This window comes from Streptomyces sp. NPDC028308 (genome assembly GCF_055565855.1).
In genome coordinates, this window is the sequence record NZ_JBVHTO010000002.1 from 158,327 (window position 1) to 180,558 (window position 22,232).

The 22,232-nt window shown below is 70.7% G+C and carries 21 protein-coding genes and 1 pseudogene; 16 read left to right on the top strand and 6 right to left on the bottom strand.

Annotated elements, in window-relative coordinates; all coding sequences use genetic code 11:
• The first annotated feature begins 68 nt into the window (after window positions 1-68).
• From ACZ4VA_RS04975 to ACZ4VA_RS04990, 4 genes are all read left to right on the top strand, one after another.
• Window positions 69-1,346 carry an aminotransferase class III-fold pyridoxal phosphate-dependent enzyme gene (locus ACZ4VA_RS04975; RefSeq protein WP_468079812.1) on the top strand — a complete coding sequence of 426 codons (1,278 nt, stop codon included), beginning with the start codon at window positions 69-71 and terminating at the stop codon, window positions 1,344-1,346.
• Between the two features lie 56 nt (window positions 1,347-1,402).
• The gene (locus tag ACZ4VA_RS04980) at window positions 1,403-2,548 is read left to right on the top strand and encodes an acyl-CoA dehydrogenase family protein (protein WP_468079814.1); all 1,146 of its coding nucleotides are present in this window, start codon (window positions 1,403-1,405) and stop codon (window positions 2,546-2,548) included.
• Between the two features lie 89 nt (window positions 2,549-2,637).
• Complete coding sequence (locus ACZ4VA_RS04985; RefSeq protein ID WP_468079816.1) at window positions 2,638-3,054, top strand: thioesterase family protein; 417 nt, start codon at window positions 2,638-2,640, stop codon at window positions 3,052-3,054.
• Between the two features lie 95 nt (window positions 3,055-3,149).
• Window positions 3,150-4,496, top strand: a complete 1,347-nt coding sequence (locus tag ACZ4VA_RS04990; protein ID WP_468079818.1) for a preATP grasp domain-containing protein — start codon at window positions 3,150-3,152, stop codon at window positions 4,494-4,496.
• 55 nt (window positions 4,497-4,551) lie between these two features.
• Here the strand turns inward: ACZ4VA_RS04990 and ACZ4VA_RS04995 are convergent, their stop codons facing one another.
• The gene (locus tag ACZ4VA_RS04995) at window positions 4,552-5,112 is read right to left on the bottom strand and encodes a CGNR zinc finger domain-containing protein (RefSeq protein WP_389389741.1); all 561 of its coding nucleotides are present in this window, start codon (window positions 5,110-5,112) and stop codon (window positions 4,552-4,554) included.
• A gap of 61 nt (window positions 5,113-5,173) precedes the next feature.
• On the opposite strand from ACZ4VA_RS04995, the gene ACZ4VA_RS05000 reads away from it, so the two are divergent.
• From ACZ4VA_RS05000 to ACZ4VA_RS05025, 6 genes are all read left to right on the top strand, one after another.
• Complete coding sequence (locus tag ACZ4VA_RS05000; RefSeq protein ID WP_468079820.1) at window positions 5,174-6,427, top strand: MFS transporter; 1,254 nt, start codon at window positions 5,174-5,176, stop codon at window positions 6,425-6,427.
• Between the two features lie 87 nt (window positions 6,428-6,514).
• A complete protein-coding gene (locus ACZ4VA_RS05005; protein WP_468080312.1) occupies window positions 6,515-6,859 on the top strand; it encodes a M20/M25/M40 family metallo-hydrolase in 345 nt (114 codons plus the stop codon).
• Between the two features lie 491 nt (window positions 6,860-7,350).
• The gene (locus tag ACZ4VA_RS05010; protein WP_468079822.1) at window positions 7,351-9,090 is read left to right on the top strand and encodes a bifunctional phosphatase PAP2/diacylglycerol kinase family protein; all 1,740 of its coding nucleotides are present in this window, start codon (window positions 7,351-7,353) and stop codon (window positions 9,088-9,090) included.
• A complete protein-coding gene (locus ACZ4VA_RS05015) occupies window positions 9,090-10,043 on the top strand; it encodes a YihY/virulence factor BrkB family protein (protein ID WP_389389744.1) in 954 nt (317 codons plus the stop codon). Before ACZ4VA_RS05010 ends, ACZ4VA_RS05015 begins: the two co-directional genes overlap by 1 nt.
• A complete protein-coding gene (locus ACZ4VA_RS05020; RefSeq protein ID WP_468079824.1) occupies window positions 10,044-10,838 on the top strand; it encodes a phosphatase PAP2 family protein in 795 nt (264 codons plus the stop codon).
• Between the two features lie 237 nt (window positions 10,839-11,075).
• Entirely contained in the window at window positions 11,076-11,789 is a 714-nt protein-coding gene (locus ACZ4VA_RS05025) for a S1 family peptidase (RefSeq protein ID WP_468079826.1), read from the top strand.
• A gap of 183 nt (window positions 11,790-11,972) precedes the next feature.
• Here ACZ4VA_RS05025 and ACZ4VA_RS05030 read toward each other — a convergent pair whose 3' ends face one another.
• Window positions 11,973-13,607: an alpha/beta hydrolase gene (locus tag ACZ4VA_RS05030; protein WP_468079828.1), complete on the bottom strand. Its 1,635-nt coding sequence runs from the start codon at window positions 13,605-13,607 to the stop codon at window positions 11,973-11,975.
• A 340-nt stretch (window positions 13,608-13,947) separates the two neighbouring features.
• Between ACZ4VA_RS05030 and ACZ4VA_RS05035 the strand changes: the two genes are divergently transcribed.
• Together ACZ4VA_RS05035 and ACZ4VA_RS05040 are read left to right on the top strand one after the other, a co-directional pair.
• Window positions 13,948-14,520: a dihydrofolate reductase family protein gene (locus ACZ4VA_RS05035; protein ID WP_468079830.1), complete on the top strand. Its 573-nt coding sequence runs from the start codon at window positions 13,948-13,950 to the stop codon at window positions 14,518-14,520.
• A 353-nt stretch (window positions 14,521-14,873) separates the two neighbouring features.
• Complete coding sequence (locus ACZ4VA_RS05040) at window positions 14,874-15,086, top strand: hypothetical protein (RefSeq protein WP_468079832.1); 213 nt, start codon at window positions 14,874-14,876, stop codon at window positions 15,084-15,086.
• 135 nt (window positions 15,087-15,221) lie between these two features.
• Here the strand turns inward: ACZ4VA_RS05040 and ACZ4VA_RS05045 are convergent, their stop codons facing one another.
• Window positions 15,222-15,446 carry a hypothetical protein gene (locus tag ACZ4VA_RS05045; protein WP_355788049.1) on the bottom strand — a complete coding sequence of 75 codons (225 nt, stop codon included), beginning with the start codon at window positions 15,444-15,446 and terminating at the stop codon, window positions 15,222-15,224.
• Window positions 15,447-15,641: 195 nt separating this feature from the next.
• Between ACZ4VA_RS05045 and ACZ4VA_RS05050 the strand changes: the two genes are divergently transcribed.
• Together ACZ4VA_RS05050 and ACZ4VA_RS05055 are read left to right on the top strand one after the other, a co-directional pair.
• Window positions 15,642-16,850 carry an NAD(P)/FAD-dependent oxidoreductase gene (locus ACZ4VA_RS05050; RefSeq protein WP_468079834.1) on the top strand — a complete coding sequence of 403 codons (1,209 nt, stop codon included), beginning with the start codon at window positions 15,642-15,644 and terminating at the stop codon, window positions 16,848-16,850.
• A gap of 10 nt (window positions 16,851-16,860) precedes the next feature.
• Window positions 16,861-16,998 (top strand): annotated as a pseudogene (locus ACZ4VA_RS05055) (sigma factor); the annotation flags it as partial.
• Window positions 16,999-17,143: 145 nt separating this feature from the next.
• Here ACZ4VA_RS05055 and ACZ4VA_RS05060 read toward each other — a convergent pair.
• Window positions 17,144-17,686 (bottom strand): GNAT family N-acetyltransferase, encoded by a 543-nt coding sequence (locus ACZ4VA_RS05060; protein WP_468079836.1) that lies wholly within the window; start codon window positions 17,684-17,686, stop codon window positions 17,144-17,146.
• Between the two features lie 409 nt (window positions 17,687-18,095).
• Here ACZ4VA_RS05060 and ACZ4VA_RS05065 point away from each other — a divergent pair, with 409 nt between their 5' ends.
• Window positions 18,096-18,953 (top strand): SGNH/GDSL hydrolase family protein, encoded by an 858-nt coding sequence (locus ACZ4VA_RS05065; protein WP_356173582.1) that lies wholly within the window; start codon window positions 18,096-18,098, stop codon window positions 18,951-18,953.
• A gap of 582 nt (window positions 18,954-19,535) precedes the next feature.
• On the top strand, window positions 19,536-19,739 hold the full coding sequence (locus ACZ4VA_RS05070; protein WP_468079839.1) for a hypothetical protein: 204 nt from the start codon (window positions 19,536-19,538) through the stop codon (window positions 19,737-19,739).
• 241 nt (window positions 19,740-19,980) lie between these two features.
• On the opposite strand, the gene ACZ4VA_RS05075 is transcribed toward ACZ4VA_RS05070, so the two are convergent.
• Window positions 19,981-20,544: a cysteine hydrolase family protein gene (locus tag ACZ4VA_RS05075; RefSeq protein WP_468079841.1), complete on the bottom strand. Its 564-nt coding sequence runs from the start codon at window positions 20,542-20,544 to the stop codon at window positions 19,981-19,983.
• 1,243 nt (window positions 20,545-21,787) lie between these two features.
• Window positions 21,788-22,177: a VOC family protein gene (locus ACZ4VA_RS05080; protein ID WP_389389754.1), complete on the bottom strand. Its 390-nt coding sequence runs from the start codon at window positions 22,175-22,177 to the stop codon at window positions 21,788-21,790.
• Window positions 22,178-22,232 lie beyond the last annotated feature (55 nt).

A 22,232-nucleotide genomic window follows, 5' to 3' on the forward strand; every position in this document is an offset into this window, starting at 1 on the left:
CGGCAAGACAGCTCCACAGGCGGGTGACCCGCCGCACGACTCCCCCCACGCACAGCTAGGAGACCCACATGCTTCCCACGGTCAGTCACGGTGACGGCCCGCGCGTCTACGACACCGAAGGCCGGGAGTACCTGGACGGCTGCTCCGGAGCGATCAACACCAACCTCGGGCACGGACTCACCGAGATCACCTCCCGCATGCACCAGCAGCTCGACGCCATCAGCTTCGCCTACCGCACCCAGTTCACCTCCGAGCCGCTGGAGCGGCTCTCCGGGATGCTGACGGACCTCGCCCCTGGCAGCCTCGGCAACCCCCTCTACTGCAACTCCGGCTCCGAGGCCATCGAGATGGCGCTGCGCCTGACGACCCTCTTCCACGCGCGGGCCTACCGGCCCTTCAAGTGCACGGTGTTGACCGAGGAGCCCAGCTACCACGGGATGACCGCCGGTGCCCTCGGCGCCTCCGGGCACCCGCTGCGCAAGCACAACCTCACACCCCTGCTGGCGAACCAGGCCACCGTCGCCAAGGTGCGTCCCCGGCACGGCGAGATGCGTGCGGACGTCGAGCAGTGGGAGCGGGCGATCGACGAGGTGCAGGCGCAGAACCTGGCGGCCGTGATCGTCGAGCCGGTCGGCGGCGCGTCCTCGGGAGCCGTGCCGTGCGACCCGGCCGTCCTGCGGCGGCTGCGCGAACTCGCCGACCGTGACGGCTTCCTGCTGATCGCCGACGAGGTCATGACCGGGCTGGGCAGGACCGGCGCCTGGTTCGGCTGCGACCACGCCGGGATCGTCCCCGACGTGATGGTGCTCGGCAAGGGCATGACCGCCGGTTACGCGCCGCTGTCCGCCGTGCTGGTCCGCGACGAGATCGCCGCCGCCTTCGGCGAGCCGCTGGGCAACGTGCTGTTCGGGCACACCATGGCCGGCGCGCCGCTCGCCGCCGCGGCCGGACTGGCGACCGTCGAGTACCTGAAGGAGCACGACATCCCCGCCCGCGCGGAACGTTCCGGGCGCTACCTGCGCACGCTCCTGGAGGGTGTCGCCGCCCGTCACGCCGTGGTGCGCGACGTCCGCGGCCGGGGCCTGCAACTGGCCCTGGGCCTGCATGCCGACCCGAGCCGTACGCCCGGCGTCGCGCACGACCTGGTGGCCGCCGCCCGCGACAACGGCCTGCTGCTGTACCCGTCCGGGGTGAACGCCCTCACCGAGTCGGTGATGGTGGCGCCCCCGCTGAACAGCTCCGAGGCCGACCTGGAGGAGCTGACGGTCCGTCTGGACCGCAGCCTGGCCGACCTCACACCGGCCCCCGCCGCGCAGGTCGACGAACTGGCAATCGCCGCCCGCTGAACCGGTTCCCGCGCCCGAGGAACAGACCCCCCACATCCGAGAGGAACACGAACACCATGCTCCAGCACTTCACCGACCCGGCGCTGCGCGCACGTTACGCCGACCTGGCCGCCTCCTCCGTCGCCAAGCGCGCCGACGAATGCCGGACGGAGGGCGTCCTGGACCGCGCGTCCTGGCAGGAGATCAGCGACGCCGGCATATGGCGGCTGGCCGTGGACCGCCGGTGGGGCGGCGACGGCGGCACCTGGTGGGACTTCACCGCCGCCTTCGAGGGTGTCGCGGCAGGCGGCCGCGACCTCGGGTTCTCCCTGTCCATGGTGGCGCAGGCCGGACTGATCCGGTCCCTGCTCATCTACGGCACGGACGACCAGAAGGGCTACTGGCTGCCCCGGCTGCTGTCCGGCGAGGTCGGCGCCACCGCATTGACGGAGACCACCGGCGGCTCGGACGTCACCCGGATCAAGACGTCCGCCGCACGCGACGGCGACGTCTACCGGCTCAACGGCCACAAGGACCACATCACCAACGGGCCCGTCGCGGACATGGCCCTGGTCCTGGGCCGCGTGCCCGAGCACGGCGCCCGGGACATCACCCTGTTCATGGTCGACCTCCACGACGAGGGCATCACCCAGGGGCCCGTGGAGCGCATGATCGGCAACCAGACCAGCCCGACCGGGCCCATCGCCTTCGACAACGTGCGGGTGGAGGCGCGGCACCTGGTCGGTGAGATCGGCGCGGGCATCGAGGCGATCTACAACACCATCGCCCTCGACCGCCTGCTGTACGGGGTGCTGGCGGCGGCCTACCTCGACCCGCACCTGGACGAGGTGCTCGCGTACGCGCGCCGGCGGCAGGCCTTCAAGCAGCCGATCGCCGACCACCAGTACGTGCAGGGCCGCATCACCGACGCCAAGTTCGCCATCGAGGCGACCCGCTACGTGTCCTACGGCGCCCTGGACGCCCTGCTGCGCGGCGACAAGCAGGCCTCGCTGCTGTGCTCCACCGCCAAGTACCACGCCGGCGAGACCCTCAGGCTCGGCACCGAGACGGCGCTGCGGGTCTACGGCCACCTCGGCTACATGGACGGTCCCGCCGCCCACGCGCTCCAGGACGCCCTGGGCACCCTGATCGCCGGCGGCACCGCGGAGATGCAGCGCAAGAACGTCTTCAACCAGATGCGCGCCCTCGCGCAGGCCTCCTGACGCCGGGCGTCCCCGTCCCTCCTGCGCCCGACACAGCGGACACCCGCCCGCTGGGGCGCCCAGTCCCTCACCACACGCGAAAGGCAGTCATGTCCGACACCACCGCTCCGCCGCGTCCCGCCCTCGACTCCCTCGTCGGTAAGTCGGCCACCCGCCACCACGTCGTCGGACCCCGCGACTCCGCGACCGCCTGGGAGAACGACGTCGACGTCCTCGCCACGCCGATCCTGCTGTGGCTCAGCGAGGTCACCGCCATGGACGTCCTGAGCGAGGAGATCGCCACGCCCTGGATGACCGTGGGCCTCAACCACGACTCCGCGCACGTGGCCCCGACGCCCGTCGGCGAGGAGATCACCGTCACCGCCACGCTGACCGAGGTCGACGGCAAGGTCCTGACCTTCGCCGTGGAAGCACGCGACAGCCGTGCCGTCATCCTCCGCGGTGTCCACGGCCGGGCCGTCGTCAACCGTGAGGCGTTCGAGAAGAAGCTCGCCGAACGCGCCTGACCACGAGGTCCGTTGGGGACCGCCGCACGGCGGTCCCCACTCCCCCGGCACCACCACGTCACAGCCCCCCACAGCACCGCACGAAAGGACCTCCCGTGTCCCAACTCGTCCTCGGCAACGTGACGAGCGAGTACATGTTCGCCAGTCCGCTCACCGGGTTCAGCCCCAAGGAAGCCCACAAGCAGCACGCCATCTCCACCCGCACGGCCTGGCTGCTGGAGGACGGCGACGCGATGCTCGCCCACCGCCGGCTCACCCCAGACTTCCACGACTACCTCGTCTCACTGCTCGGTCTGGACCCCGCGGCCCTGACGTTCCTCACCCCCGACGGACCGGACGAGGGCACCTTCCTGGACGCCCGCACCGCGCTCGCCGAGCCCCTGCTGGAGCGGCTGCGGCAGACCGTGGACCCGGACTGGACGCTGACGCCGTACCTGTACGACCGCACCGTCGCCGTACTCGCCGACCGGCTCGGCCTGCGCCCGGCCGCGCCCGCGTTCTTCGCCCAGGGCGGCAGCGACTTCTTCAACAGCAAGTCCTTCTTCCGGGCGTGGGCCACCGGCACGGGCGTCCCGGTCGCCCGGGGCGAGGTCTGCCGCAGCCGGGGGGCCACCGCGCGCGCCGTGCGCGAGCTGCTGCCGCACACCGGCAGCGTCATCGTCAAGCAGGACTTCAGCGCGAGCGGCTACGGCAACGTCCTGTTCACCACCGACGCCGGTGTCCCGTCCATCGGTGCGTCCGCCCGGCACGTCGTGGACCCGGACGCCTCCTCCGAGGAGATCGAGGCACTGCTCGCCACGTCCTTCCCCGTCGTCGAGGAGGTCCGCGACTTCCCCACGGGCCTGCGTCCCAGTGAAGCCGTCGTCGAGGTGTACCACCCCCACAGCCGCACCCTCTACAGCGAACTGTTCCTCCCCGGCCCGCCCGACGAGCCGGTTCTGCTCGACCACGGCGACATGCGGATGGAGCCGGTCTGGAACGGCTTCGCCATCCCGCCGGTGGCCCTGGCCGCCGAGGCGGAGCAGCGGATGCTCGACGCGTCGCTGGCGATGGCCCGCACGATCGGCGGGCTCGGCTACCGGGGTTATCTGAACTGCGACTCCATCGTCACGCCGGCGGGCGAGGTGCTCTTCAGCGAGGTGAACGCCCGGATAGGCGGCTGCACCCACGTGGACGCCGCGGCCCGGCGGCTGCTGGGTGACGGCTACCAGCGCAGCCACACCGTCCTCACCCGCAACGACCTGCCGGTGCGGGACTTCGCCAAGCTCGTCTGGGCCATCGACCACGACCCGCGGCTCAGCCCGGACGGCGAGAGCGGCGCCGTGATCCTCGTCGACGACAGCCCCTACAACCACACGGCGGAGTATCTCGTCTACGACCGCGATCCGGAGGCGGCCGAGGAGACGGAGCGCCTGCTGCGGCAGACCGCCGCCTCGTTCTGACCGCCCGTCATCAGAGTGGCCCCACGGGGTGAGGACACCGGTTCGGCCGGGGTCCTCACCCCGCTTCCGTGACCGCCGCCCGCTCCTTCTGCGCCGCGCGCATCCGGCGGACCTTGGCGATGCTGCCGCAGGCCCGGCCGCTCTCCCCGGCGTACATGCTGCACCAGGTGCGCGTGTTGTTGCGGGACTGGTCGTAGAACACCCAGCGGCAGTCCGGGCACGAACGGAGCCGGCGCCAGCGTTCGGCGAGCACCAGGTGAGCCGCCTGGCGCAGGACGACGTCGACCGGGGCGGCGGGGCCCTCCAGGCGCAGTTCGCCCTCGCCGATGCGCACGGTCTGCGGCCTGCGCGCGAGCCAGTCGTCCAGCCGCCGGGTGCCTCGGTCGGACACGTCCTCGCGCAGGTCGTCGCGGAGCCCGAGCAGCTCGGCGAGCTCGTCGGCGCGCGGGCGGGGGATGTGCGGCAGCACGCGCGCCCATTCCTGCGCGTCCCCGGCGAGGTCGGGAAGGGTCTCCGTCTCCTCCCGCGTGTCGTTGGGGATCACCCAGGTGTTGAGGAAGGACCTCATCTCCTCCACCTGTGGCCCGGCCACAGTCGTTCCCGTCTGATTGCCCATACGTAGAGCTTAGTCGGTAAACAAGGTTTGCGACCCCGACGAGCGGTTACCGGTTAACACTATGAGTGGTAACACGCTGCCGACAGCGCCGCCCGCCCCGACCTACCGCGACGTCCTGCGCCGCGAGGGCGGCACCGCCTGGTACGCCGCCATGGGGCTGATCCGGACCCCCGTCGCCATGGCTCCCCTGGCCCTGGTGTTCCTGGGCCACAGCACCGGCTCGTTCGCGGCGGGCGGTGTCCTGGCCGCCGCGCACGCGCTCGGGGAGGCAGTGGGAGCGCCCTTCATGGGACGCCGGTTCGACCGCAAACCCTTCCTGGGCCAGCTGCGCGTCGCCCTGCTCGCCGAGGCCCTCGCCTTCGCGGCCCTCGCCGTCCTCACCGGCCACACCCCGATGCCTCTCCTGGTGGCCCTCGCCTTCGCCGCCGGAGCTGTCGCCGCGGGTGTGCCCGGCGGAATGCGCGCGCAGCTGTCCAGCACCACCCCCGAGCACCTGCGGGCCACCGCGCTCGGACTGGAAAGCGCCCTGAACCAGGCCATCTGGGCCGCCGGACCGATGCTCGCCTCTCTGGTGTCCACCCAGGTCTCGCCGCGTGTCGCGCTCGTCCTGATGGCCGTCGCCTCGGCGGCGCCGCTGCTCATGGCGGCGCGCATCCGGCACCGCGGCCCCGCCGCCCTGGAGCAGGACGACACTCCCGCCGGCACCCTGAGCGTCGTCAGGATGGCCTGGCCCACCGTGCTGCTGGCCGCGGCCATCATGTTCCTGGTCGGCGCGATGGACGTGGCGCTGCCCGCACGCCTGGAGAGCACCGGACAGCAGCTCGCCCTGACCGGCGTCATCACCGGTGTGTTCGCCGGGGCCAGCATCGCGGCCGGCCTCGTCTACGGCCGCCGCGCCTGGCCCGGCACCCCCGGTACGCAGACACTCTTCCTGCTGCCCGCCATGACCGTGGCCCTGACGCTGTGCGCCGTCACCGGCCGCCTCTGGGGCTTCTTCACCGCGTTCCTGCTCGGCGGCCTCTTCTACAGCCCCCTCATGATCATCAGGAACCTGGCACTCCAGCACCGCCTCCCGGAGAACGTCTGGGCCACGGGCTTCTCCCTCCTGTACGCCGCGGGCGGCCTCGGCTACGGCGCCGCCGCGCTCCTGACGGCCGGCCTCGTCGAAGCCACCACCCCGGCGGTCACCATCGTGGTCTGTACGGCGGTGACCACGCTGATCGGCCTGGTCGCGGGCCTGGGCGAGCGCGCCGGCGCCAAGGAGACGAGCGGGACCGCGGCGAGCGAGCCCCGGCCGGAGCGCACGAGGACCTGACGGCACACGCCCGCCCACGATGCGCCCGGCGGCGGCTGGACCGCGATCCCACGGCGCCCGGGTCCGAGCGGGAACCCGTGCCAGGCGATCACCGAGGCGGTCCCCTGGGGCGCACAGGTCACGGTCGAACCGGAAAGCTCCGGCGCGCCGTTCCGCGCCACCACCGACGGACCCGCCTACCGCTCCCTCGACGCCGCCATGCGGCAGGTCTACGGCAAACCCCTCGCCTACCTCGGACAGGGCGGCTCCATCCCCCTGTGCAACGTCCTGGCCGACACCTACCCGGCTGCGGAGATCATCCTCATGGGCGTCGAGGAACCCCGCTGCCTCATCCACGCCCCCAACGAGAGCGTCGACCTCTCCGAGATCCAGAACATGGCGCACGTCGAAGCCGCCTTCCTGCGTTCCTACGCCGGCACGTCGTCGCGCTGACCATCCCAAGACCGGCCTGCCGCCTCAGCCCACACACCGGCAGGCCCAGGCGGGGGCAGGCGTCGCGCCTGCCCCCGCCCTCCTGTCATCGGCAACAGGAACCACCAGTACACGGCGGTCTCAGGCCCTGCCGCCATGCGCCCGCCGGCCCCACGCCCAGGTACGTACTCGCAGCCACGTAACGGAGTTCAGACGTGGCGCCGTTCCCGCTGCTCAAGTGGGCTGGCTAGTCCACGGACCGCGCCAAGGACGCAGAACCGAATCTGCGCGGCTCAAGCGCCCGACGATGGGGCCGCGTTGGGGTGAAGGCGGTGCGGCCGATCGGCAGGTTCGCGTCGTGGTGTGGAGAGTCTGCCATGGCGGTGTGGAGAGTCTGCGACAGATCCACAGGTCTGCGCGGCGGCTTCGGGGGCATACGGCGGTGATCGGGGAGGGCACACCCCCCGGCCGAGAAAAGGAACGCCGCGAGGCGCCGACCTGTGGGAGTTCTGATGCCGACCGCCGTGCCGGAGAGACCCACCGTCCTGCCCGGTGAAACGCCTGGAGCCGTCCGGGCCGCCCGTCTGCGCGCCCTGCCTCGCGGCACCGGCCGCACCGCCGCCCGCATCGGCGGCCTGACGGCCTGTCAGGCCGCGCTCATGGTGGGCTTCGGGCTGCTGATCACCGGACCCGCGCACGACGTGTGGCCGATGACCGTCGAGGACGACCTCAACGAAGGCCTGGAACAGCACCGCACGGGCCTCCTCACCACCTTCTCGTGGTTCGCGTCGGAGGCGGGCAACACCCTCACGATCATCGCGATCACCCTCGCGGTCTGCCTGGGGCTGGTCCTGATACCCCGTCTGCCGATGTGGCGTCAGGCCGTCTTCCTCGCTGTCGCCGTCTCGCTCCAGGCGCTGGTCTTCCTCATCGTCACCGCGTCGGTGGACCGTCACCGGCCGGAAGTGCACCGCCTCGACGCGTCCCCGCCCACCTCCAGCTACACCTCCGGGCACACGGGAGCCGCCACCGCCCTGTACGCCGGACTGGCAGCGCTCGCCCTGTCCCGCATCCGCGGACCCTGGCGCAAGGCCGTAGCCGGACTCCTGCTGCTGATACCACTGTTGGTCGCACTCGCCCGCCTCTACCGGGGCATGCACCACCCCACCGACGTCGTCGGCGGACTCACCAACGGCAGCCTGTCGCTGCTGATCGTCGGCCGGGCCCTGTTCACCGACGCCTCGGTGACCGCCGCTCCCTCGGCCCGCCCCGCGCCCGCCGTCGGCGCCGGCAGCAATGGACTGGCGTCGGGTCGCACCGTCGTGGTCTACAACCCCACCGTGACCGACGAGAACCTCTGCGGCGCGCTGCGCGACGTGCTCAACCGTCACGGCCACCACACGGTGGAATTCGTGCAGACCACGATCGAGGACACCGGAGGCGGCCAAGCCGCCCGCGCGGCCGCCGACGGCGCGAGCCTGGTGGTCGTCTGCGGCGGGGACGGCACGCTGCGTGCGGCAGCCGACGCCATGGCCGGCAGCGGCGTACCGCTCGCCCTGGTGCCCAGCGGCACCGGCAACCTGCTCGCCCGCAACCTCGGCCTTCCGCTGTCACCCGCGGCCGCGCTCGACGCCGCCCTCGCCGGAACCGTGCGTCACATCGACCTCGGCCGGATCGAGGGCGACGACCTCGAAGCGACCCACTTCGCCGCCATGTCCGGGGCCGGACTCGACGCCGCGATCATGGAGAACACCGACGACCGGACCAAGTCCTTCCTGGGCTGGCCCGCGTACGTCCTGGCCGGCATCACCACCCTGCGCACCCCCCGGATGCGCGTGACGATCAAGCTCGACGGCGCCCCGGCCCTGCGCCGTACCGCCCGCATGGTGCTGTTCGCCAACGTCGGCACCGTGCAGGGCGGTCTCACCCTCGTGCCCGCCGCCCGGTGCGACGACGGACGGCTCGACCTGCTCATCCTCGACCCGCGCGGCCCCTCCGGCTGGATCCGTGTGCTCGGCGCGCTGCTGCGAGGGGCGAGGACGCCCAAGCCCACGTCGGTGGACACGATCGCCGCCCATGACGCCGACGCCGGCGTACCGGTGGAGTTCTTCACCTTCGAGCGCGCAGAACTCACCTTCGAGTCCGAGCAGAGCCGCGAACTCGACGGGGACCCGGTCACTCCGGGCCGGCGGCTGACCGCCGAGGTGCGCCCGGGCGCGCTGACCATGCTGCTGCCTGCCGGGGAGAAGTGATGGGTACAGCAACCAAGGTCCCTGAGACCAGGAACATGACCGGCGAGGAACTCTCCGCCGACGAGGCGCTGGTGTCCCTGCGCCGCTACGGCCGCTGGCCGCTGCTGCGCGACGCCTTCGTCCGCTTCCGCTACGCCGACGGCTTCACGCACTCCCGGGCCCTCGCCCTGCAGACGGTGCTGTCGGTCATCCCGCTGGCGATCGCCTTCGTCGGCCTGTCCAGCGCCCTGCACACGGAGGACATCGGCAGGCTCGCGGAACTGACGATCCACCGGATCGCCCAGGGTCCCAGCGCCGAGGTGGTCGACGACGCGCTGGACCGCAGCAAGCGCAAGGCGGGCGACGGCGCCCAGCTCGCCCTGTGGTTCGGCCTGCTGTTCTCGCTGGTCAACACCACCACCGCGATGTGCCAGATCGAGCGCGGTGCCAACCGCATCTACGGCAACGAACGCGACCGTCCGTTCCACCGCAAGTACCTGCGCGGCCTGGTGATGTCCGTCAGCGCCGGCCTTCCGCTGGGCGTGGGCTTCATCGTGATGGTGGCCGGCGCTGACCTGGCCTCCGCCGCGGTGACGGTGTACCACCTCCAGGACGGCACGCTCACCGCGTGGAACATCCTGCGCTGGCCCCTCGGTCTCGTCCTCGTGCTCATCTCTGCCAGCGCCATCTTCCGCCGTGCGCCGCGCCGCAAGCAGCCCGGCTACACCTGGCTGGCCTTCGGCGCCGCGGTGTACCTGGTGCTGTGGACGACCCTCACCTGGCTGCTGAGCCTCTATCTGGCGTTCAGTGGCTCCTTCGACACCGTGTACGGCCCGCTCAGCGCCTTCATGTCGCTGCTGCTGTGGGCGTACCTGACCTCCATCGCCCTGTTCCTCGGACTGTCCTTCTCCGCGCAGCTGGAAGCCGCGCGGGCCATGCGCCCCGGTCCGATCGAAGCCGACCCGGGAGTCTGAATGGTTCTTCGGTTCACCACACGCCGTATGCGCGAACGCCGCCGCCGGGAGGCCGACCGCAAGTTCGGCGCCCGCCTGCTCGGCGCGACCGTCGTGGCCGCGCTCGCCGCGGTGCCGTTCGGGCTGCTGCTGATCCTCGTCGAGGGCCAGTGGGAGCCGTTGCGACGGCTGGACGCGGGCGCCGCGCGGCGCCTGAACGAGACCGCGCTCGACCATCCCGCCTGGACCGACACCCTGCGTTTCCTGTCGGACCGTGTCTGGGATCCGGTGACCCTGCGCATCGTGGTCGCCCTGCTCACCTTGTGGCTGCTGTACCGCAAGGCGTGGCGGCTCGCCGCCTGGTCGGCGGTGACGGCCGTGGCCGGCGGGCTGATCGGGCTGCTCGTCAAGGTGGTCGTCGAACGGGCCAGGCCCTCCCTCGAGGACCCCGTCGCCCGCGCGCCCGGCTTCTCGTTCCCCTCGGGGCACGCCATGACCGCCACCACCTCGTTCGCGATCCTGCTGCTGGTCCTGCTGCCGATGGTGCCGCGCGCCTGGCGGGTGGTGTGCTGGAGCTTCGCGGTGCTCTCGGTGGTCGGCGTCGGTTTCACCCGCGTCGCGCTGGGCGTGCACTGGTTCAGCGACGTGGTGGGCGGCTGGCTCCTGGGGCTCGCCGTCGTGGCCCTCACCGCCTGGGCCTTCGAGGCCTGGCGCACCGACATCGGCCGCCGCACCACCGAGCTGGCCGACGGCCTGGAACCCGAGCTGACCGAGGAGCATCCCGAGCCGGACCCCGTCCTGCGCTCGAAGCGCTGAACAGTCGGCATCGCGCAGACGCCTCGGGGCGGCGACCACACGGTTGCCGCCCCGAGGCGCCTGCGTACGCCATGGAGCCACGGCCAGCCTCCGGGGCATGTCGGCGAGCAGGCCGGTGAGCGGCGAGCCCGCCGGCAAGGGCACCGGCCCCCGCCTCACCCGTTGTTGGCGGCTTTCGGCCTGACCATCGGGCTCCGGCGGCCACAAACTGTCAGCTACCCGCCACAGGAGGCCGCCGTGAATCCCTTGCGTTCCACAAGACCCCAGCGAACCGTCGTCCGAGCCGCCGTCGTCCTGGCAATCCTCATCGGCTGGTCCGCCGTCATCGGCCCCGCCGCCCATGCCGGGGACCGGGCAGGGCGCCAGGCAGCCGTCGCGATACGGGGCGGCGACACCCTCTACAGCGGCGGCGCCCGCTGCACCGTCGGCTTCAACGCCCGTTCCGCCACCGCGACGTACGCGCTCGTCTCGGGCCGCTGCGCGCAGGGCACGAGCACCTGGTACGCCGACGCCGCCCTGACCGTCCCCGTCGGCGTCACCGCGGGGGTGAGCTTCCCCGGCAACGACTACGCGAGCGTCCGGTACACGAACACCGCGGTCGCCTACCCCGGCGAGGTCACGCTGGGCTCCGGCGTCGGCACCCGCGACATCCTTGGTGCGGCGAACCCCGTCGTCGGACAGTCCGTCTGTCACGTCGGGCGGACCACCGGATACCGCTGCGGGACCGTCCAGGCGGTGAACGTCACCGTCAACTACGGCGGGGGAATCGTCTACGGACTGTTCCGGTCCACCATCTGCTCCGAGCCCGGAGACAGCGGCGGCCCGGCCTTCTCCGGGGGCACGGCCCTCGGCATCATCGTCGGCAGCAGCGGCAACTGCACCTCGGGAGGCTTCACTTACTACCAGCCGGTGGCCGAGTCCCTGTCGGCGTACGGCCTGAGTGTCTACTGAATCGGCCGATCCGAGGCGACCCGCCAAGCAGGGCCGGCCGAGGTGCAGGGAGCCTGGTGGGCACAGGTGACTGAGCCCACCCGCTCATGGCGCGCCCTCACGGCGGCGTCCATCGCCCCGGTCGACGTTGCCCCGGGGTGCCGACCACACAAAGGCCGGCACCCCGAGGGAAGCACGGCGACGTCAGTCCACGGCGCCGATGCGTTCGACCCGCTCGTTGACGCCGTTGCGGAGTTCACTCAGCGTCGTGCCGGGCAGGGCCTTCCTCGGCGTCGAGGACGGCGGCTGCGTCTCGTCCTCGCAGGTCGTGCCCGAGGCGGGAACCTTGAGGTCCACCAGGTAGCCGACGACCGCGTCCGTCGCGCAGGCGCTGCGCCCGAACGCGGTGTGCCCCTCGGCCCGGAAGGTGAGCAGCGAGGCGTTGTCGAGTCGCCGGGACAACGCGACCGCGTCCTGGTAGGGGGTGTCCGGGTCGCCGGTGGTGCCCATCACCAGGATCGGCGCGGAGCCCTTGGCCCGGTAGGAGCCGTCGTAGCGGCTGGTGTGCTCGCCAGTCCACTGGACGCAGGCGGTGGCGTGCTGGTGGTCGTACGTGGGAGGCCCGTACGCCATCGCCGGGCCGAGCAGCGGTGCCGCCTCGGCGTTGGCCTTGACGTTCCGCTCCAGCCGCTGCAGGTTGCGCGGGTAGTCGCGGTCGACGCACTCGACGGCCACGTTCGGACCGAGGAAGTCGAAGCTGGCCGGGGACGGCGGGCGCAGCAGGAAGGACGTGTTGTCCCGCAGTTGTGCCTTGCGCAGTGCCGCGCCGAGCGAGGGCCAGATGACCTTGCCCTCGTTGATGTTGAACATCAGCCGGTAGACCAGGGTGTAGCCGTTGGCTTGGCCGCCGTTCGCGGTGGGCACGGGGCCGGCGTCCAGGTCGGCCTTCAGCTTCTCGAACGCCGCGCGCGGGTCTCCGTCGCCGAACCCGCAGGTGGCCTGGTCTGCGGCACACCAGTCCAGGAAGCGGCTCATGGCGCCGTCCAGCGCGAGGTACTGCGGCCGGTCGTAGGCGTAGGGACGGTCCGCGTAGTGCACCGGGTCGTACGCGCCGTCGAGGGTCAGGGCCCGTACCCGCTCGGGGAACATGGCCGCGTAGACGGTCCCGATGTACGACCCGAAGGACCGTCCGTAGTAAGTGAGTTGCTTCTCCCCCAGCGCCTCCCTCAGCAGGTCGATGTCCCGGGCGACGTACTCGGTGCCGATGAAGGGCAGCAGCTCGCCCGTGTTGTCCGCGCAGGCCTGGTTGAACTCGGCCGCCTCACGCAGGGCCGGCCCGAAGGCGTCGGGCCCTGGTACACCCTTGGCCTCGGTGACGGCACGGGTGTAGCGAGCGTCGTCGAAGCAGGTCAGCGCTGAACTGCGGCCGACCCCGCGGACGTCGTAGCCGAAGACGTCGAACGAATCGCGGAGCGCGGCCGGCAGGTCGGCGTAGTTGTTCCGCACGAAGTCCACGCCGGAGTTGCCGGGCCCGCCCGGCTGCATGAACAGCGTGCCCTTGCGCTTCGTCTGGTCCGCGGCCTTCTTGCGGATCACCGCGAGGGTGATGGTCTTGCCGTTCGCGTCGCGGTAGTCGAGCGGGACGTCGGCCTTCGCGCACTCGAAGCCACCCTGGCAGTCGGTCCAGGTGAGCGACGGCACGGGGGGCTTCTCAGGAGTCTTCGGCGAGGCGGCCGACTGGGTCGCCGTCCCCGTCACGGCGGCCATGAGTGCGGCGAGCGTGGCGGCGACGACCGGCAGCCGTCCGAAAGGTCTTGGTATGCGACGTGGAGTGGTCATGGTCCTTTTCCCCCTGTGGTCGATGGATGACAAGTGCTCACCGTGCATGGTGAGTTCGGCCATCTGAACAGACGGGAAAAGAGCGAGATCGGTGCCACCACGGCCACCTGAATCCCTCACCGGTCTCGGGTGAGCGGGCGATCCCGGCCGTCGTGCGCCCGAAGCCTGCCACGGGCGGTGCACACCCGGATGGGCGAGGTCGTCGAAAAGGAGGGCGAGGACCGATGACTTTCCCCGCGGGCCGCCGTCATAGTTCATGGTTGGCGCGCCACGGCCGCGAGGGCGGTGGGAGCGCGCGACCGGACCTGTCAGCAGCACACGAGATACCGAGGAACCTCCGATGCGTACCCTGATCAGCACCGCGTTCATCTCCCTCGACGGCGTGGTCGAGGGACCGGGCGGCGAGCCCGGCTACCGCAACTCCGGGTGGACCTTCAAGGACATCGACTTCCTTCCCGAGGCGTACGAGATCAAGGGCCGGGAGCAGCAGGAGGCGTCCGCCATGATGATGGGCCGCGCCAGCTACGAGGCGTTCAGCCCCGTGTGGCCGGACATGGCTGACTTCGCCGACTACAAGGTGATGCCGAAGTACGTCGTCTCGACCACGCTCACCGAGGACGACCTGGTGTCGAACTGGGGGGAGACGACCATCCTGCGCTCACTCGACGAGGTCGCCGCGCTGAAGGAGACCGAGGGTGGCCCGATCATCATCCACGGCAGCGCCGCCCTGAACCACGCCCTGTCGGACGCCGGCCTGATCGACCGCTACCACCTGCTGGTCTTCCCCCTGCTGCTCGGTGCGGGCAAGCGGCTGTTCAGCGCCACGGACAAGGACATGCAGAAGCTGAAGCTCGTCGAGCACGAGGCCTACGCCAACGGTGTGCAGAAGAACGTCTTCGACGTCGTCCGCTGACCGGCTGCCGCACGTGTCCCGCTGTCGCGTCGCCGGGCAGGCCGCGGGACCGCGGGTCCTGGTCGCACCGGTGCTCGCGCTCACGATTCCCGGACGTGGCTCCAGCACGGTACGTCGCAGGGGCGCCGGACGGACGCGCAGGTTCCGGGCGTGCTGCCTGACGGGTGATGTCGGGCGGGTCGGCGGGCCAAGGACCGGCCCGGACCTCGCGGTCACTCAATACTCCCGGCGAGCTACTCTCCGAGTCCTCCTACAAGGAGCTGCTCAGCCCCGGAACGGTGAACCTGGGCCGCGCGACCGACACGTGTCCCGCGACGGTCTGTCTCACGAACAGCGAGCCCACCCACTACGGCATGGGCGTACTCGTCCTGGGTGACTGGGTGGCCCAACACCCCCTGTTCTTCGGCTACTCCGCCTCTCAGGCCTACCTTCCGTCCAAGCGTCTGGCCATCGCGGTCTCGACGACGCAGGGCCCCAAGACCCCGGACGGCCACGCCGCCCACCTGCTCGCCCAGCGGATCGCCGCCGCACTCGTCCCGGATGACCCGATCCCCGACTTCGGCTGACCTCTCGTACAGCGGAGGCGCGGTCCCCGAGCGAAGAGACTCCGCTCGGGGACCGCTCTCGTCGCATCCACCCAACACGATTGCCTGGCGGCCCAGTTGCGGCTCAGGTTCATCACCTACAGCCGTGCGGCGGACTCACACCTCGCCGGTCGCGAACAGCTCCAGGTGCCCGCACTTCGGACAGCGGAACGCCTCTATCTGCCGCCGGGGCCTGCCCATCCGCTTGGCGCCCCCGAGAATCCCCCGCTCCAATGCCCCCTCGATCCACCGCGCGTACCCGCGCGAGTGCTCGCCGGCATCCTCGATGAAGCCCTCCGCCAGTCCGACCGTGCCGCACTGGGTGCACTTGTAGTTGTTCATCGCCCCAGTCTAGGAAATGCCATGCGGCCGACGATCGCGCGTAGGCCCGCCCTCGGGCGGCGTCCCCTGACACGCGATCCGCCGGCCAGACACCTACCCTGCCTGTGACCCACACCACATGATGTTCCTGTCAGTAGTCGGGGCGCTGTTCCGCTCAAGTCGCCGAGAGCACTCGGACCGACAGGAGCGCATCACATGAAGCACCGCATCGTCGTCCTCGGCGCCGGCTACGCCGGGGCCTACTTGGCCGGGACCCTGGCCCGGCGATTGTCCCCGGCGGACACCGAGATCACCGTGGTCAACGCCGAGTCGGACTTCGCCCAGCGGCTGCGGCTGCACCAACCCGCGGCCGGTCACACGATCGAAGCCCCGCAGCTCTCCGACGTCTTCGCAGGCACAGGGATACGGCTGCGCCTGGCCCGTGTCACAGCGCTCGACCCCGAGCGCCACATCGTCACCGTGGCCGACGGCACCGGCGGTGGCGAACTCGGCTACGACACGCTCGTCTACGCGCTCGGCAGCCACGGCGATCACGGCGGCGTCCCCGGAGCGGCCGAGCACGCCTTCGACGTCGCCGCCCGGCCCTCGGCGCTGCGCCTGCACGAGCGGCTGGGCAGCCTGGGCGCCGGCGGGAGTGTGGTGGTCGTCGGCGACGGGCTGACCGGCATCGAGACAGCCACCGAGATCGCCGAAGCCCGGCCGGGCCTTTCGGTGGCGCTGGTCGCCCGTGGCGAGCTGGGCGCCAGGCTCTCCGCCGGAGCCCGCGGCCATCTCCGTCAGGCCTGCGCCGGGCTGGACATCACCGTCGTGGAGCACACCGAGGCCGAAACCGTCGAGGCGGGGCGGGTCCTGTGCTCCGACGGCACCGTCCTGGCGTCCGACGCGACTGTGTGGACGGCCGGGTTCGCGGTCGGCCCCGTCGCCGCCACTTGCGGGCTGGAGGTCACCGAGAGAGGCCGGATCGTCGTCGATCGCAGCATGCGGTCGGTCTCCCACCCGGACGTCTACGCCGTCGGCGACAGCGCCTACGCCATCGGTGACAACGGCCGGCCGCTGCCGATGTCGTGCGCTTCGGCCGGCTGCACCGGCATGCAGGCCACAGCGGCGATCGTGGGACGCCTGACCGGCCGCAAGATCCCGAACACCAGGCTGGAGTACCTGGGCAACCACATCAGCCTCGGGCGGCGGGACGGCATCCTGCAGCTGGTCGACCGCGAGGGCGAGGCGAAACCGAAGCACGTAGGGGGCCGGAAGGCCGCGCGGATCAAGTCGGGCATCCTCAGAATGTCGCTGTGGACCACCTCGCACCCGACCTTCGGCCTGCCCAGGCGCAAACGCCGCCTGGTGGTCACGCCGGATGCGTCCGCCGAGAAGGCATCGCGTGGCCGTCCGGCGTCCGCCTAGGGTGAGCCGCGTGGACAGCGCCACCACTGACCGGTTCGAGGCCAGCCGGAACCGGCTGGCCTCGCTGGCCTACCGGCTGCTGGGCTCCGCCACCGACGCCGAAGACGCCGTACAGGACGCCTTCCTGCGCTGGCAAGCCACCGACCGGCACGGGGGCGGGATCAGGAGTGACGGGCGGTCGCCCGGACTCCGGAGGCCGGGCCTCCAACGGGCCATGCCTGCAGCATGGTTGCATCTCACGAGCTTGCCGCGACTCGCGGTTTGCTACGAGGCCACCGTCCTCGCAGGAGTCATCAGCGCGCGGTTGCCCCGTACTGGTCCGAGGACAACTCGAACACCCGGACTCGCCGACCGCAGGTGGGATTGACGGTTTCGCGGGCCAGCCGCATCCCCAGCTTGGTCATGATCCGTTCGGAGGCGTCGTTGCCCACCTGAGCGATGCTGACGATCCGCTCCAGCCCAGCCTCTTCGAACCCGAATCGCACAGCGGCCGCAGCGGCCTCCGTGGCGATGCCCTGCCCCCAGTGAGAACGTCCCAGCCGCCAGCCGACCTCGACCGCCGGCAGCACCTCCGGCAGGAAATGGGGCACCGCGAGGCCGGTGAATCCGGCCAGTTCGCCGGTGGACCGGATCTCCACGGCGAACAGGCCGAAACCCCGTTCCTCCCACTCGCTCTCCCATGCCCGGATCCCGTCGCGGGTCTGGTCTTCGTCACGGACGCTGCCGTCACGGATCCATCGCATGACCTCGGGGTCGGCGTTGACGGCAGCCATGGGCGCGACGTCTTCCTCGCGCCAGCGACGCAGGATCAGGCGGGGTGTCTCGAGGGTGACCATCCGATCATTGTGGATCACCCTGCACAGCCCGGATGCCGTCCGGGTCACCCTGCACGAGCAGTCGCCCTTTCTTCCGACCGGGCTGGACCTGCACCTTGCGCCAAGAGTAGGTCTGCGACCCCGGGGAGGCAGGAGCGGTCTGTGCGGGTGCTCGTGACCGCTCGTCAGTAATTCAAGAAGTACGGTCAACAATGTTGACGCCGACATCTCCCTGGCCCACATTACTTATGGGTAGGACCGAGCGGTAACCCCGCAACCGCACTCCACGACACGACCGGCGGCCACGCCCACAGCCGTCCGGTGCGCGAACGCACCCCCCTTCATGCTCGAGCCGCTTTCTTCGCTGCGAAGCCGACTGTGCCGTCACAGCCGCGCCCGCCCCCACGCCGCATTCGAGAAGAGAGAGCACATGCCGAAGCTCCGTCATGTCATGACCACGTCAGCTTTCGCCGCCGCGCTGACCCTCACCGCCACCACCGCACACGCGACATCGACGCTGGACTACGTCGCCCTCGGCGACAGCTACAGCGCCGGCTCCGGCGTCCTGCCCGTGGACCTCAGCAACCTGCTGTGCCTGCGCTCCACCGCGAACTATCCCCACGTCATCGCCTCCAGGACGGGTGCCCACCTCAAGGACGTGACCTGCGGAGCCGCGCAGACCAAGCACTTCACCGAGTCCCAGTACCCCGGTGTGGCGCCGCAGACGGACGCCCTCAGCACCGACACCGACCTCGTGACCTTCACGATGGGCGGCAACGACAACAACACGTTCATCAACGCGATCGTGGCCTGCGGCACCGCCGGCATCTCCACCGGCGGCAAAGGCAGCCCCTGCAAGGACAAGAACGGCTCCTCCTTCGAGGACGAGATCGACGCGAACACCTACCCCGCGCTCAAGGCGTCCCTGGAGAAGATCCGCGCCAAGGCGCCCAACGCCCGCGTGGCGGCCCTGGGTTACCCCTGGATCACACCCGCGACCGCCGACCCCTCCTGCTTCGTGAAGCTTCCCATCGCCTCCGGTGACGTGCCCTACCTGCGCAGCCTCCAGGCGCATCTCAACGCCGCGATCAAACGGGCAGCGGAGGAGACAGGGGCGACTTACGTGGACTTCTCCCAGGTGTCCGAGGGCCACGACGCCTGCAAGACCTCCGGGACCCGGTGGGTCGAGCCGCTCCTCTTCGGACAGAACATCGTCCCCGTCCACCCCAACGCCCTCGGGGAACGGCGCATGGCCGAGCGCGCGATGACCGTCCTCGGCCTCGGCTGATCCAGGCGCGGATTCGTCTCTGCCCCACCCTGACGGAGGGCGGATCCCCAGCACGCGCAGGCCTGGCCCGATGTCCGGCCGGGCCTGCGATCAGCCCCGGATGCTGTGACAGCCCCGCACATCGTGCGCGCCCACTCCATCATGTCGGCGGCTTCGGAGGCCCATGCTCAGCCTCCATGAGTACGTGTACTCATGCGAGGGTCGGACCTCCCGTCCGAAGCTGCACACATGACACAAGTCCAAGCCCTCACCAGCCCGTTCGCCCGCCCTGGACGCGCCCTCGCAGTCGGCGCCCTCATCTGTCTGGCCCTTGCCGGCTGCGGAACCGACCAGCCTGGCGACGACAACGCACAGGACGGAGCGGGCACGACCGCCGGCTCCAAGGTGAGCGCCCCATCTCCGTCGGCCGACCGAGCGGCGTTCGCGAAGATGCTCGACAGGGTTGCCCGACGGTGTCCCCCGCCCGGGACATACCCCGCCGCTTCGAAGCCGAGCGGTCCGCCGGAGGAGCCGAGTCTCCCGCCTGGCGAGTCTCCCCCCACCGACCCGATCGAACCAGGTGCCCCCACAGGACCGGAGTCGGTGTTGAACGCTCGCGACTGGTGCGCGAGCGTCCAGCACGAACAGCGCATCATCGAGGCACTGCAGGCGGTGCCGACGCCCACCCCCGCGAGCGTCCGCAAAACCCTGAACGGCCTCGGATACATCGATGAGCGCATCCACGGCCTCCGGCAAGACGGAACAACCACGCGTTTCCACCTCGACCTGAGGGAGAGCGGCGGCTGACTCTGCGAGGCCGGCACGGCAGCAGGCGCGACAACGGACGTGACCCCGTGCTTGGCACCCGCCACCGGGCCCTTCACGGTCGAAAGGGCAGACGAGCAGCCTTCGTGACGCCCTGCCCAGGAATTACCGGAGAGCAGCAACGGGGCGCGAGGGCCCTGCTAGAGCCCTCGTCGCCAACCCCGACCCTGCCGGACCAGGACCGGCCGGGCCCCCCGTATGCGAGGGCGTGGGGCGCCTGACGCTATTGCCGTGCGATGGCCTCGCACCACTCCTCGACGGTCACGACGTCTGCCCACTGCGGGAACAGCTTCTCGGTGAGCATCCGGTGCACCTCGGGATCGGTGTCGAGACAGGCATCCGAAAGGACCGTGAGGCCGAAGTCCAGGTCGATGGCATGCCACAGGGTGGACAGCACCACAGCACTGGTCGCGATGCCGGTGAGAACAAGGGTGTCGATGGCGCGAGCCCGGAGTACCAGGTCGAGGTCGCTGCCCGAGAACGCACTCCCCCGCCTCTTGGTCACCACCACGTCGCCCTTCTGAGGCGCGACATCTTGATGGATCTCGGTGCCAGGGGCCCCCTCGGTGAACAGACCGGCCCGCACGGCATTCGTCATCACCTTGTTCCGAGGGCTGACTTCTGGATCGCCCGGCCGTAACCCCAACACCACGTAGATCACAGGGATCCCGGCGGCCCGGGCACCGTCGATCGCCCTGCGCAAGCGCGGCAGATATCCGGAACCGTCGTCGGCGATGGCCACGACGTCCCGCTGGACGTCCATCACCAGAAGTGCGCTGTTCGCCATGCTTGCCGCTCCTTCTCCATCGGAAGACGAGAGCAAGTTTGGTGGATCAACCAAGCCGCGGTGGAGGTTTCCAAGTTCTCACCAGCCGGTTGGAAGAACGACAGCATCCGCAGCCCGGCGCCCGGTGACGTCGGGGTGTCCTAGATGTACGCGGACTGGCGAGCCGCAGCTGCGGTGCGTGCGAGCATCTCGAGTTCGTATGCTTCGACGGCTGCCGGAGTTCTCCGCCCGCAGCATCGCCTCCAGCAGGTGGTGGCTGCCGACGGGCGCCACCGGCCAGCGCGCCGGCGGCCGACATGGTGTCCTCCGTGGCGGGTGGTCACGGGCGGGCCGCGACGTCGGTCGCCACGCCGGCTTTCGCTTCGATCGTCGCCTGCGATGTGTAACCCCGGGGGAAACTGGTGACTCGACTGCGGCAGGGTTCGGAGAGCAGCCCTGCCGAGTCCTCCGGAACGTGACGTCCGGAGGACTCTTCCTGTCATGCCGTTGCCGAGCCCGAGGTCTAGGGCCGCGATGGGCTCGGTGACCGTCGCCTCAATCGCATCCTGCCCGTCCGGGTCCCGCCCGTTCCATCCTGCCCGCAGGGAAACCGCTCGCAGCCGGTGCTCGACGGCTCCGGACGACTGCCGACCTGCCCCCAGCCCTCGGGGCGCACACCGACCACCGTGAGCGGCTGGAGCCACATCGCCGACAACGCAGCTCCAGCCCTCGTCCTCCCAGCCCTGCTTCGAGACCGGGATGTACTCCCGCGCATCCCGGGTGGGTGGTGAGGACGCTCGGTGCGAGGGCGGTATCCGAGGGGCGCCGCCGCCGTCCTCGCACAAGCGGCCGCCGCTGGACACTCGCCCGCCTCCGGCGGCGGCCGTCCACGGCTCGCCTGTCGGCCCCTGCGGGCGTACACGCCGCAGCAACTACCCTGCGTGAGAGCCGAGTTCAGCCGCTTCGAGGGGACACGGTCTTTCCACTACGACAGTACGCGCTCCCGACGGAACCGGAGCCCCCAACGCCCGGATCCTTCAAGCCGAGCTCCACACGACATGTCGGTAGGGCTGCACGCCGCCTTGATCCCCCAGGCAGGCGGGCTGGAACCGCCGGCACCCGCCTCGCCTGGTTTCGGCTGCGCGGCTGGGCCACTGCTCGTCCCGCATCAGGGATGGCCGCGCCAGTAGCCGGAGCGCGACCCACCCCGGCGCCAGGCCTCCCGCACGGTGGACGGTTGCTCACGCGTCGGAGACTCCGGCCTTCACGCGAGATAGTGCGCACGTCCTTCGTCGTCGAGCTCGAAGGAACCCTCCGGGATGACGCAGAATTCGTTGCCCTCGGGGTCGGCCATCACCAGGAAACCCCCGTCGGCGTACTGCTCCAGTCTGCGCCCGCCGAGCCTCTCGACACGTCGCTGTTCGGCAGCGGGGTCGGGTGAGGTGATGTCGAAGTGCATCCGGTTCTTGCCCGATTTGGGTTCGTTGGTCCGCTGAAAGCCCAGGCCCAAACCGTCTTCCCTTTGAAGCCAGAGGTACGGACCCGTACGGCCCACGACGGGTCTGCCGAGTATCTCGGACCAGAACGCGGCGAGCCGCTCGGGGTCGGTGGCATCGACTATGAGGGCGTTGATCTTCATGGGCGAGTCCGTCATGCCCCGATCCTCTCAAGCGTGTCCGGACCCCACGGCCGCCGCAAAGCCGCTCCGG

Excerpts from the sequence above, each read along its gene's own strand:
- ACZ4VA_RS05035 (WP_468079830.1), top strand. The coding sequence starts at position 13,948 with ATGCGTACCCTGATCAGCACCGCGTTCATCTCCCTCGACGGCGTGGTC.
- ACZ4VA_RS05020 (WP_468079824.1), top strand. The coding sequence starts at position 10,044 with ATGGTTCTTCGGTTCACCACACGCCGTATGCGCGAACGCCGCCGCCGG.
- ACZ4VA_RS05015 (WP_389389744.1), top strand. The coding sequence starts at position 9,090 with ATGGGTACAGCAACCAAGGTCCCTGAGACCAGGAACATGACCGGCGAG.
- ACZ4VA_RS05040 (WP_468079832.1), top strand. The coding sequence starts at position 14,874 with ATGGGCGTACTCGTCCTGGGTGACTGGGTGGCCCAACACCCCCTGTTC.
- ACZ4VA_RS05075 (WP_468079841.1), bottom strand. The coding sequence starts at position 20,544 with ATGGCGAACAGCGCACTTCTGGTGATGGACGTCCAGCGGGACGTCGTG.
- ACZ4VA_RS05050 (WP_468079834.1), top strand. The coding sequence starts at position 15,642 with ATGAAGCACCGCATCGTCGTCCTCGGCGCCGGCTACGCCGGGGCCTAC.
- ACZ4VA_RS05030 (WP_468079828.1), bottom strand. The coding sequence starts at position 13,607 with ATGACCACTCCACGTCGCATACCAAGACCTTTCGGACGGCTGCCGGTC.
- ACZ4VA_RS04985 (WP_468079816.1), top strand. The coding sequence starts at position 2,638 with ATGTCCGACACCACCGCTCCGCCGCGTCCCGCCCTCGACTCCCTCGTC.
- ACZ4VA_RS05045 (WP_355788049.1), bottom strand. The coding sequence starts at position 15,446 with ATGAACAACTACAAGTGCACCCAGTGCGGCACGGTCGGACTGGCGGAG.
- ACZ4VA_RS05000 (WP_468079820.1), top strand. The coding sequence starts at position 5,174 with ATGAGTGGTAACACGCTGCCGACAGCGCCGCCCGCCCCGACCTACCGC.
- ACZ4VA_RS04975 (WP_468079812.1), top strand. The coding sequence starts at position 69 with ATGCTTCCCACGGTCAGTCACGGTGACGGCCCGCGCGTCTACGACACC.
- ACZ4VA_RS05010 (WP_468079822.1), top strand. The coding sequence starts at position 7,351 with ATGCCGACCGCCGTGCCGGAGAGACCCACCGTCCTGCCCGGTGAAACG.
- ACZ4VA_RS05065 (WP_356173582.1), top strand. The coding sequence starts at position 18,096 with ATGCCGAAGCTCCGTCATGTCATGACCACGTCAGCTTTCGCCGCCGCG.
- ACZ4VA_RS05060 (WP_468079836.1), bottom strand. The coding sequence starts at position 17,686 with ATGGTCACCCTCGAGACACCCCGCCTGATCCTGCGTCGCTGGCGCGAG.
- ACZ4VA_RS04995 (WP_389389741.1), bottom strand. The coding sequence starts at position 5,112 with ATGGGCAATCAGACGGGAACGACTGTGGCCGGGCCACAGGTGGAGGAG.
- ACZ4VA_RS05080 (WP_389389754.1), bottom strand. The coding sequence starts at position 22,177 with ATGACGGACTCGCCCATGAAGATCAACGCCCTCATAGTCGATGCCACC.
- ACZ4VA_RS04980 (WP_468079814.1), top strand. The coding sequence starts at position 1,403 with ATGCTCCAGCACTTCACCGACCCGGCGCTGCGCGCACGTTACGCCGAC.